The sequence below is a fragment of the Neomesorhizobium albiziae genome (assembly GCF_900114255.1).
Taxonomy (GTDB): Bacteria; Pseudomonadota; Alphaproteobacteria; order Rhizobiales; family Rhizobiaceae; genus Neomesorhizobium; species Neomesorhizobium albiziae.
Map to the genome: position 1 here is coordinate 17,610 of NZ_FOSL01000038.1, position 9,455 is coordinate 27,064.

The following is a 9,455-nucleotide window of genomic DNA, read 5'->3' on the forward strand; positions in this document are numbered from 1 at the left end:
TTACTTGCAGCGGAAAAATGAATTTTTCTGCGTCTTTAATGTTAGATCAGGATTTTTATCAAGGGCAAACGGTATCAAACTTTTAATAGTTGTTTTGCCGAGATAAATATTTTTGGCACTCCTATCAATCGAGTGCCAAAAAGCGTATGAAGATGCGTGGCCGCCAAATGAGCCGGCCTCAGAAAGAAATCCCAATGAAATTCCGGCCACTTCACGACCGCGTCGTCATTCGACGCGCGGAAGGCGACACCAAATCCAAGGGCGGGATCATTATTCCCGACAATGCGAAGGAAAAGCCGCAAGAGGGCGAAGTGATCGCCGTCGGACCAGGCTCCCGTGACGAAAGCGGCAAGCTGATCCCGCTCGATGTCGCGCCCGGCGACACCGTGCTTTTCGGCAAATGGTCCGGCACCGAGATCAAAATCGACGGCGAAGATCTGCTCATCATGAGGGAGGCCGACATCATGGGCATCGTCGAGAAGACCAAAGCAGCTAAAAAGAAGGCCGCCTGACCGGTCGATTTCCGATCCCGCAACTTCAACACTGAACTGGACGAAAATCATGTCTGCCAAGGAAATCAAATTTTCCACCGATGCGCGTGATCGCATGCTGCGCGGTGTCGAAATTCTCAACAATGCCGTCAAGGTGACGCTCGGCCCGAAGGGACGTAACGTCATCCTCGACAAGGCTTACGGCGCGCCGCGCATCACCAAGGACGGCGTCACCGTCGCCAAGGAGATCGAGCTCGAGGACAAGTTCGAGAACATGGGCGCACAACTGGTGCGCGAGGTGGCATCCAAGACCAATGATCTCGCCGGCGACGGCACCACTACGGCAACGGTCCTTGCCGCTTCAATCCTGCGCGAAGGTGCCAAGCTGGTCGCCGCCGGCATGAACCCGATGGATCTGAAGCGGGGTATCGACCTGGCGGTGGCCGAAGTCGTCAAGGACATCCAGGCCCGAGCGACGAAGGTCAATTCTTCCGACGAGATCGCCCAGGTGGGCACAATCGCCGCCAATGGCGACGCCACCGTTGGCGACATGATCGCTAAGGCGATGAAAAAGGTCGGCAACGAGGGTGTGATCACCGTCGAGGAAGCCAAGACGGCCGAGACCGAACTCGACGTTGTCGAAGGCATGCAGTTCGACCGTGGTTATCTCTCGCCTTATTTCGTCACCAATGCCGAAAAGATGCGTGCGGAATTGGAGGATCCCTACATCCTCCTTCACGAGAAGAAACTCGGCAATTTGCAAGCGATGCTGCCGATCCTCGAAGCGGTGGTGCAGTCGGGCAAGCCGTTGCTGATCATCTCAGAGGACGTCGAAGGCGAAGCACTGGCGACGCTTGTCGTCAACAAGTTGCGCGGCGGCCTCAAGGTCGCGGCGGTCAAGGCACCGGGCTTCGGCGACCGCCGCAAGTCGATGCTGGAGGACATCGCCGTCCTCACCGGCGGCCAGCTGATCTCCGAGGATCTCGGCATCAAGCTCGAGAACGTCACGGTCGACATGCTCGGCCGGGCAAAGCGTGTGGCTATCGAAAAGGATACCACCACGATCATCGACGGCTCTGGCGAAAAGACCAGTATTGCGGCGCGCATCCAGCAGATCAAGGCGCAGATCGAGGAAACCACCTCGGATTACGACAAGGAGAAGCTGCAGGAGCGGCTGGCCAAACTCGCCGGCGGTGTCGCGGTGATCCGGGTCGGCGGCGCAACCGAGACCGAGGTCAAGGAAAAGAAGGATCGTATCGACGATGCGCTGAACGCCACCCGTGCGGCGGTCGAGGAAGGCATAGTTGCCGGTGGCGGCGTCGCGCTGCTGCGCGCCAGGACCGCCCTGGCAACACTGACCGGAGCCAACGCCGATGTGACCGCGGGCATTTCGATCATCATGCGGGCGCTTGAAGCGCCGATTCGGCAGATCGCCGAAAACTCCGGTGTCGAAGGTTCGATCGTCGTCGGCAAGCTGGTGGACGCAAAGAACCCCAACCACGGCTTCAACGCGCAGACGGAAACCTATGTCGACATGATCAAAGCCGGCATCGTCGACCCGGCGAAGGTAGTGAGGACCGCCCTTCAGGACGCGGGCTCGATCGCCGCGCTGCTTATCACCGCCGAAGTCATGATCGCCGCTGTCCCGCAGAAGGATACGCCGTCCTCGGGCGGGGCCGGAGGCATGAGCGGAATGGGCGGCATGGGGTATTGACCCTAATATTCTCACACAGTGCCTGAACGAGTGGAGTTGCCGGAGATCACCGGACCACAACAACAACCAACAAGGAGTGACTTCCATGGCCGTGCAGAACAATACCAAGCCATCGCTTGCGCAGCGCTGGGAAAACTACCAGCCGACCAAGGGGACGCTTTTCATGGCCTGCGCAGCGACTGCTGTCGCCACCATGATCGTCGGTTTCAACTGGGGCGGCTGGGTCACCGGCGGCACCTCGCGACAGCTGGCTACCACTGCCGGCGATGTGGCGCGTGGTGAACTGGCCTCGATCATCTGCGTCGAAAAGTTCAGGGCCGCCACTGATTCGGCGGTCAAGCTGACCGAGTTGAACGCCATCACCGACACCTACAAAAGGCGGCAGTTCGTCGAAACCGGCGGCTGGGCCACCATGCCCGGCCAGACATCGCCGGACCGGCGCGCCGCAGAAGGCTGTGCCCTCGCGCTCGCCGTCTGACCACCGGCCGCGAACCACATGATAGCCGCCGGGACTACGCTCGGCGGACATTCCCATCGAACAAGGAGCCATGGACCATGATCGCCTTTAAACCGAAACCAGAAGTACCGCCCATGCTCAACGAAACCGAAGACAACCGGTTCGAGCGTATTCGCAAGGAGCGCGCGGACAGGCACCGCAAGGCGGATACCGACGGAACACGACGCCGCGATCGGCAGACGGTCGAAGACAACCGCCTAACCTAGAGCAAGCGGGAAGCCGTTTCCTGCTTCTCCGGAGAAAGTCATGTCGACCCGCACCACGCACTCCGTCGTCCACTTCTCCGCACCGTTTTCGCTGACAGGCGTCGACGACATCCAACCACCCGGCGACTATGCAATCGAGGAGGACGAAGAACAAATCGATGGAATTTCCTGGCTCGCCTATCGGCGCGTCGCGATGTTCATTCATCTTCCGTCGGTGGCGTCGAACAGCAGGACAACCCAGTTGATCGCCATCGATTATGCCGACCTCGAAGCGGCGCAGCAGCAGGATTGGACTGGGCGTGATGGTTCGGGATAAGCAGAAGCTGACCGTCCATCGCTTCGCGATTGGCCAGGTCGTTCGCTTGAATGGCAGCTACGGCATGTCTCTCAGGACAGCTGAACTTTACAGTGTCACCGGCACGCTGCCCTCAAGGAACAATTCGCCTCAGTACCGTATCCGCAGCGATCAAGAGCGGCATGAACGGGTGGCAACGGAAGACAGTCTGGAAGAAGTGGAAACGCCGGCTTGTCAATGACCGTGGAATCCGGACCCCGCATTTTCGCGTAAAAGGGACCCCGGTTTGGGGTGATGAAGGGCACGCCGGTTAGCGCCCGATCAGGCGAAGCTGGTCGGGGTTGCACAGCCTGATCGGGCGCGGTTGATTGGCTTTTCGACTTCAGCTTTGAGATCGGCTTTTGAAGCGCCAGGAGTCGTTTCCGGTCTCGACGATCTCGCAATGATGCGTAAGGCGATCGAGCAGCGCGGTGGTCATCTTGGCATCGCCGAAGACGGTGGGCCATTCGCCGAATGCCAGATTGGTAGTGATGATGACGCTGGTGCGCTCGTAGCTTCGAGACGAGGTGGAAGAGCAACTGCCCGCCAGCCTGGGCGAAGGGGAGATAGCCGAGTTCGTCGAGCACGACAAAGTCGAGCCGGGTAAGATGATCGGCAATGCGTCCCTGCCGGCCGGCACGGGTTTCGGTTTCGAGCCTGTTGACCAGGTCGACGACATTGAAGAAGCGCCCGCGCGCACCATTGCGGATCAACGATCGGGCAATGGCGATGGCTAGATGCGACTTGCCCGTGCCGGTGCCACCGACCAGGACGACATTGCGCTGATCGGCAACGAAGGTGCCGCCGGCGAGATCACGGATCAGGCCCTCGTTGACCGGCGTGCCGGTGAAGTCGAAGTCGTCGATGTCTTTCGCCAGCGGTAGCTTGGCGACGGTGAGCTGGTATTTGATGGAGCGGGCCTGCTTCTCCGATATCTCGGCCTGGAGCAGATCGCCGACGATCCTCGGCGGCTCGTGCTGCCGCTTGATGGCAACGCCCATGATCTCGTCATAGGCCGAGCGCATCCCGTAGAGCTTCAGCACTCCCATCAGGTCCAGCACTTCGGTGCGTTCCATGGCTGTTCGTCCTCCTGAGACTGTCATAGCGGGCGCAGTCGGCGATCGGCTCATGAGCCAGCTTCAGCGCGTGGGGAATGGAAAGGATCGTGCCCGGTTCCGGATCTCGGCTGCGGGCCAGGATATTGAGGATCACCGCCGCCGATGAGACACCATGATCGAGGGCTTCCTGACAGGCCGCCTCGACCGCGTTCAATCCGTCACTCAGCACACAGGTGAGGATTGACACCATCTGCCGGTCGCCGTCATCGGCAGCCTTGAGCTTGCGGCGCACCTTCTCCATGGCTGACGGCAGAACCCAGCCGCGGAACGGCGCGCCGTTGCGCAGTCCGCCGGGCTTGCGGGCCAGAACCGGCACGTAGTGCCAGGGATCGTAGATCACCTCGTTGCGGCCGAAGCAGCGGGCATGTTCTCCAACGAGCGCGCCATCCTGGCGGATGACGATCCGATCGGCATAGGCATGGATCTCGACCGGCCGGCCGACGGCGCTCGAGAGCACCGAGTATTTGTTGTTGTCGAAGCGCACCGTGCAGGTCTTCGACACGGAAGCCGGAAAGCAATGGAAGCCGTCGAAGCGCCCGGCATAGGGAATGAAGCTGGCCCGCTCCTCTTCGAACACCTCCCAGACCGTGCGCTCGACCTGTTCGGGATGGCGATGCGCCTTGGCGTAGGCGACGCACTTGTCGGCCAGCCAGCCGTTCAGGTCCTCCAGCGTCTTAAAGCGCAGCCTCGGCGTAAAGAAGCGCTCCCGCACCAGCACGACCTGGTTCTCAACTTGCCCCTTCTCCCAACCCGACGCCGGCGTGCAGGCCTCCGGCTCGACAAGGTAATGCCCGCACATCTGCGCAAAGCGGCGATTGTAGCGCCGATCCCTGCCGATGAAGATCGCGTCCACCGCCGTCTTCATATTATCGTAGATGCCGCGCGTGCACGCCCCCCGGAAGAAGGCGAACGCCCGGTCATGCGCGTCGAACACCATCTCCTGCGTCTCGCGCGGATAGGCCCGAACGAAGAACATGCGACTGTGACAGAGCCGCATGTGCGCAACCTTCACGGTCACCGTCACGCCATCCAGCAGGACAACCTCGTGGCTCCAGTCGAACTGGTAGGCTTCGCCAGGCGCGAAGCTCAGCGGAATGTAGGCTTCGGCCGCGGCGCTGCCGCGTTGCTCATCCCAATCCTGCGCGTGCCGCCACACCGAACTGTAGCTGCCGTCATAGCCGAGGCCGCGAAGCTCCTCGAAGATCCGGATCAGCGTCAGCCGCTCACGCTGCGGCTTGGCCGCGTTTGCCGACAGCAGCCGGTCCAGCTTCTCACGCCAGGCTCCCATGCGGGGATACGGCTGATGCTTGCGCTCGTAGCGGAACTCCGTCTCGTCCGATCGCAGCACCTTGCGCACCACCTTCCGGGAGATCTTTAACTCCCGGCAGATCGCCTTGATCGACTTCCCCTGCACCAGCGACAGCCGACGTATCTTTGCAATCGTCTCCACAACCAACATCCAAAACACAAATGCCTCCGATCAAACCGGAGGCATCTTGATGACCCCACGTTAAGGGGTCCCGTTTGGACGAAAATCACCCCTCAAACGGGGTCCTCATTCCATGAAAAATCACACTTCCGTTACACGGAAAGGGGACCCGAGGGCCTGCTCGGCAGCAAACGCGTCATCATAGCGCTGGCGCGGGGCGGCTTTTACGGCCCGGGCTCCCCCGCCGAGAGTTTCGAGCACACGCTGAGTTACTTGAAGAGCGTGTTCGCTTTCATCGGAATCCGCAATCCTGAAGTCATCACTGCCGACGGCGTCAACATCAGCGTCGAGCAGCGCAAGTCATCGCTAAAGGCGGCGCAGGCCGAAATCGGTACCCTTGCGATAGCATAAGGCGCGCCGGGACAGGCTGGCGTGAAGCGGGGTCATGTCAGCGACGGGAACAGTCCCTGTCGCCCATCTTCATCCTCCCCAGCGAAAACCTGAACCGTTGCCAGAGACTCGATATCGGATGGTGGATCAGTGTTGTCCACGACTATGAACTGTCCAATGTCAGCCAGCGACGACAGGTGCTCGTAGAACCTCCGACCGAGGGGCGTTGAGGCGAGCTCCTTCTCATACGAATCCGGTTGTTGAGCTCAGCGGGCACTGGCGCATCGAAGCCAGCACCGTGGAACCGGAGATCAGGACGTTTTTCGTCGGTAAAATCCTCTTCCTTGCGCCGTTCCGCGGAGTTCATGCGCGAGATAATTTCGCATCTCGGTCTCTTCCTGAACACGTTGGAGGACTCTTGACCTGATACTGCGGTCATCCATCTTGATCCTGCTCGTGACCTTGGCCGTCACTGGCTCTGCCGCTACCCGATACGTCTTTGAATGGCTTGGAACTAGATGGACAGATCATGGTTGCGCGATGTCCGAGGCGCGCAAGAGAGCACGATGATCTCGCAACTTCCTAAACCTGTCCCTTATATTCCCGTCGCAACTCTCAAAGGCTTTTAGGACAAATTCATAAGCTGCGACCCGCATTCCCGCTTTTTGCCGATCGCTCTGATAGTTTCTATAGTAATTCTGAAAGCGCTCTAATACAGTCGGCCCTCTTACGTCATCAAAATTATAGGGAAAACGTTTAATCCAGTACTCCAATTTGTCCTTGGGGATGCTTATTATCCTTTCCTTAATCACTCCTCCATATCTGTTCAGCGCGTCCTGATAGTTAGGAGCAAATCCCGGAAACCGATATACTGTCCTCTCGCTGCGTTGATCTATTAATTTATAGTTATCTATATCCTCAACAAACTGTGTTTCTCTTTCCTCCCCCATTAGATGCGGAACATGAGTATTCATAACTGAAGACAAGCTGGCTAAGTCAGTGGAATGAGCCCATATGACAAATTCGTAGTAGCGAAAAAGATGATCCCTATAAGCCAGCAATGAAGTCTCGTCGTATCCCTCGGCAATGTTGTCGGTGAGAAATGCTGTCCATTCCTTTGCAAGATCCGTGTCAATCTTGGTGTATTGCAGCGCCCCTTTTAGCTCGCCATACACATGCGTAACGGCGGTCGTCTGTCGAATGTAGTGGTTGTGAGCGCTTTGTAACACCTGTACCGAAGGGAGATCTCCTTCCCGCGCTTCGCTTGGTGGTGGGGTCGTAGCTGGCAGATTAACCTTACTCGACACAGTTTCGCTCGTCTTCAAAAGAACCGCGTTTCCAATCGCAAGAGGAACAGTCTTGAACGCTTCGAAGTCGTTTGAGTTAACCATGTCAGTAAAATGATCCTCCAACTTAACGCGGGCTAGGGCTTGTGCCTTTCTTAGCGCCTTCGCCGAGAGGTTAGCCTGCGCGACGGGCCAAACACGGTGGCCTCCAACCCTTCCAGTAGGTGTACTGGGGAATATAAAGTACGCTTGCTTAGAGCGGATCAGCGGTCTGAGCACCTTTTCAAGCCCGGTCTGGAGTACCTTTCCTCCCAATCCGGTGATTACTAGATCGATGGCGATGTCGAGGAAAAACTCTCCGATTTCAGCCGTTTCTGAACCTTGTGAACCTTTCTTTTCGAGCTGTTTGATAGAAATTCCGGTCACCTGTCCTGCGGCAAGGATCGCGCTAAAAAGCGCAGTGCTAACGTACAGAGACTCTCGGTTCTCAGCGGCAGTCAATAGGCGGTGAAGCTCCAGTTTGGCCTTGTCGTCGATGAGCTTTCCCATCAGAGCCTCTTAGGCAAATCTTGGACGACTGGTTTAGGTCTTCGAACCTGGATCACCGCTTGCTTTAAGTGGATGTGTTTGGGCACTAATATCTCAGCCGAGATCTTCAATTTTGGTCACATTCTCGGAGAGGACGACAAGCGATGTTGGTATATTCACCGTCCACGGAGGGCCGAAGGGTGCCGTACCTGCTGCGTAGGTAGCTTTCACGTTACTTTTGCCCTCATAAGGTCGATCAAGCTCAAAAGTACTTTCATCTTTGACGGAGCTTATCTCATAACGCTGGCCGTCCAAGAAAATCTCGCGGCCCAAGTCGCGATCCTCCTTCGCGCGCCACTGAGTGTCGGGATTGGCCTGCGCATTGATGTTAACTTCGGTGAATCCGGACTTCACGTCTAGCGTTCCGGATCCCCGAGCCATGTCAGGACGATGCTCGGTGAGTAACTCTATCCAGAGGTCGCGGAAGGCGTCATTTGACGCGGGCTGAGTATTGGGTGGCGGCTTGAGAATTCTGTCGAGTTCGCTGACGGCTGGATTTGATCGATCCAAAAACCAGGCCACTCTTTCCTCGTAGCCGGGAGTGACAGGCACAATCACGCGGGCAGCTCCGGCGCGGAGAAATGCCCTGTAGCAGTAGTCGACAGCGTTCGCTTCCCTACGCGCCCGCCATGTTGCCCTCCGTGCCCAGTGGTATGGGAAAAGGAAGTAATTCATATGCTCCCATTCAAAGGCACCCTCGTAAAAGCGGACGATGGGAGCTTCGACGTCGGCATGGGACGGGCTCACCTCCTGGTAGTCGCCGACTTGTTCGATCGCATTGAGGTTTTGAGGCACTCGTCGCAGGGACTTTATAGCCCACTTTTGCAGCTCCTCGCGTTCAGTCGCGCGGTTCACTTCGGCAGGGCCCTCACGCGAGATGCGTATTGGCCGCGCTTCCTGGAAACCAAGCCTCTCCTCCTCCTGAGCGAGTTGACGGGCCATCAGTTCATATCCAGCTCGGAGCGAGGCCCATGTCGCAAGTCTCCACCTATCAAAGCCTTGGGAGGTCCGCTGACATGTGAGTGTTGATTTCCGCCAGGAGCTGACCCTGGATTAGGTAGTTTTTCCATTGAGAAGTGACCCATGTTTGAACCCACCCCTGCTGGCTGATTGCAGGGGAAACTGGAGTGATAGACATGGCGTTACTGAGCGTTATCCGGCGCTGGCGTTTGCGGGACGATCTCTCGATCCGGGAGATCGCACGGCGCACAGGGTTATCGCGGAACACGATCCGCAAATATCTGCGATCCGACGAGATCGAGCCACGTTTCAAAGTTCCGGAGCGGCCGAGCAAGCTCGATGCCTATGCGGAACGGCTGTCGGCCTGGCTAAGAGCCGAGGCGAACAAATCGCGCAAACAGAAGCGAACGATCAAGCAGTTG

The 9,455-nt window shown here is 58.1% G+C and carries 11 protein-coding genes and 1 pseudogene; 8 read left to right on the forward strand and 4 right to left on the reverse strand.

Annotated features, from left to right (window positions below; all coding sequences use genetic code 11):
* Nucleotides 1–194: 194 nt before the first annotated feature.
* The 6 genes from F3H98_RS28300 (at nucleotide 195) to F3H98_RS28320 (ending at nucleotide 3,464) form a co-directional block, all read left to right on the forward strand.
* Nucleotides 195–512 (forward strand): co-chaperone GroES, encoded by a 318-nt coding sequence (locus F3H98_RS28300; protein WP_149764042.1) that lies wholly within the window; start codon nucleotides 195–197, stop codon nucleotides 510–512.
* A 49-nt stretch (nucleotides 513–561) separates the two neighbouring features.
* Nucleotides 562–2,205, forward strand: a complete 1,644-nt coding sequence (gene groL / locus F3H98_RS28305) for a chaperonin GroEL (RefSeq protein WP_149764044.1) — start codon at nucleotides 562–564, stop codon at nucleotides 2,203–2,205.
* Nucleotides 2,206–2,290: 85 nt separating this feature from the next.
* Complete coding sequence (locus F3H98_RS28310; RefSeq protein WP_149764046.1) at nucleotides 2,291–2,683, forward strand: hypothetical protein; 393 nt, start codon at nucleotides 2,291–2,293, stop codon at nucleotides 2,681–2,683.
* 77 nt (nucleotides 2,684–2,760) lie between these two features.
* Nucleotides 2,761–2,928: a hypothetical protein gene (locus F3H98_RS31395; protein ID WP_188130616.1), complete on the forward strand. Its 168-nt coding sequence runs from the start codon at nucleotides 2,761–2,763 to the stop codon at nucleotides 2,926–2,928.
* A 40-nt stretch (nucleotides 2,929–2,968) separates the two neighbouring features.
* Nucleotides 2,969–3,244 carry a hypothetical protein gene (locus tag F3H98_RS28315; protein WP_149764048.1) on the forward strand — a complete coding sequence of 92 codons (276 nt, stop codon included), beginning with the start codon at nucleotides 2,969–2,971 and terminating at the stop codon, nucleotides 3,242–3,244.
* Nucleotides 3,231–3,464, forward strand: a complete 234-nt coding sequence (locus tag F3H98_RS28320; protein WP_149764050.1) for a hypothetical protein — start codon at nucleotides 3,231–3,233, stop codon at nucleotides 3,462–3,464. The genes F3H98_RS28315 and F3H98_RS28320 overlap by 14 nt, the downstream gene beginning before the upstream one ends.
* Nucleotides 3,465–3,605: 141 nt before the next feature.
* On the opposite strand, the pseudogene istB reads toward F3H98_RS28320, so the two are convergent.
* Both istB and istA read right to left on the reverse strand, forming a co-directional pair.
* A pseudogene (gene istB / locus F3H98_RS28325) lies at nucleotides 3,606–4,338 on the reverse strand (IS21-like element helper ATPase IstB).
* Nucleotides 4,271–5,839 (reverse strand): IS21 family transposase, encoded by a 1,569-nt coding sequence (gene istA, locus F3H98_RS28330; protein ID WP_149764056.1) that lies wholly within the window; start codon nucleotides 5,837–5,839, stop codon nucleotides 4,271–4,273. Before istA ends, istB begins: the two are co-directional and overlap by 68 nt.
* A 75-nt stretch (nucleotides 5,840–5,914) precedes the next feature.
* Between istA and F3H98_RS28335 the strand changes: the two genes are divergently transcribed.
* Nucleotides 5,915–6,220 carry an NAD(P)H-dependent oxidoreductase gene (locus tag F3H98_RS28335; RefSeq protein WP_280178032.1) on the forward strand — a complete coding sequence of 102 codons (306 nt, stop codon included), beginning with the start codon at nucleotides 5,915–5,917 and terminating at the stop codon, nucleotides 6,218–6,220.
* A gap of 506 nt (nucleotides 6,221–6,726) precedes the next feature.
* On the opposite strand, the gene F3H98_RS28340 is transcribed toward F3H98_RS28335, so the two are convergent.
* Nucleotides 6,727–8,034, reverse strand: a complete 1,308-nt coding sequence (locus tag F3H98_RS28340; RefSeq protein WP_149764052.1) for a hypothetical protein — start codon at nucleotides 8,032–8,034, stop codon at nucleotides 6,727–6,729.
* 93 nt (nucleotides 8,035–8,127) lie between these two features.
* On the reverse strand, nucleotides 8,128–9,015 hold the full coding sequence (locus F3H98_RS28345; protein WP_149764054.1) for a hypothetical protein: 888 nt from the start codon (nucleotides 9,013–9,015) through the stop codon (nucleotides 8,128–8,130).
* 194 nt (nucleotides 9,016–9,209) lie between these two features.
* Between F3H98_RS28345 and F3H98_RS28350 the strand changes: the two genes are divergently transcribed.
* Nucleotides 9,210–9,455, forward strand: a 246-nt coding sequence (locus tag F3H98_RS28350) for a helix-turn-helix domain-containing protein (protein WP_149764058.1), incomplete at its 3' end; no start/stop codon positions are given.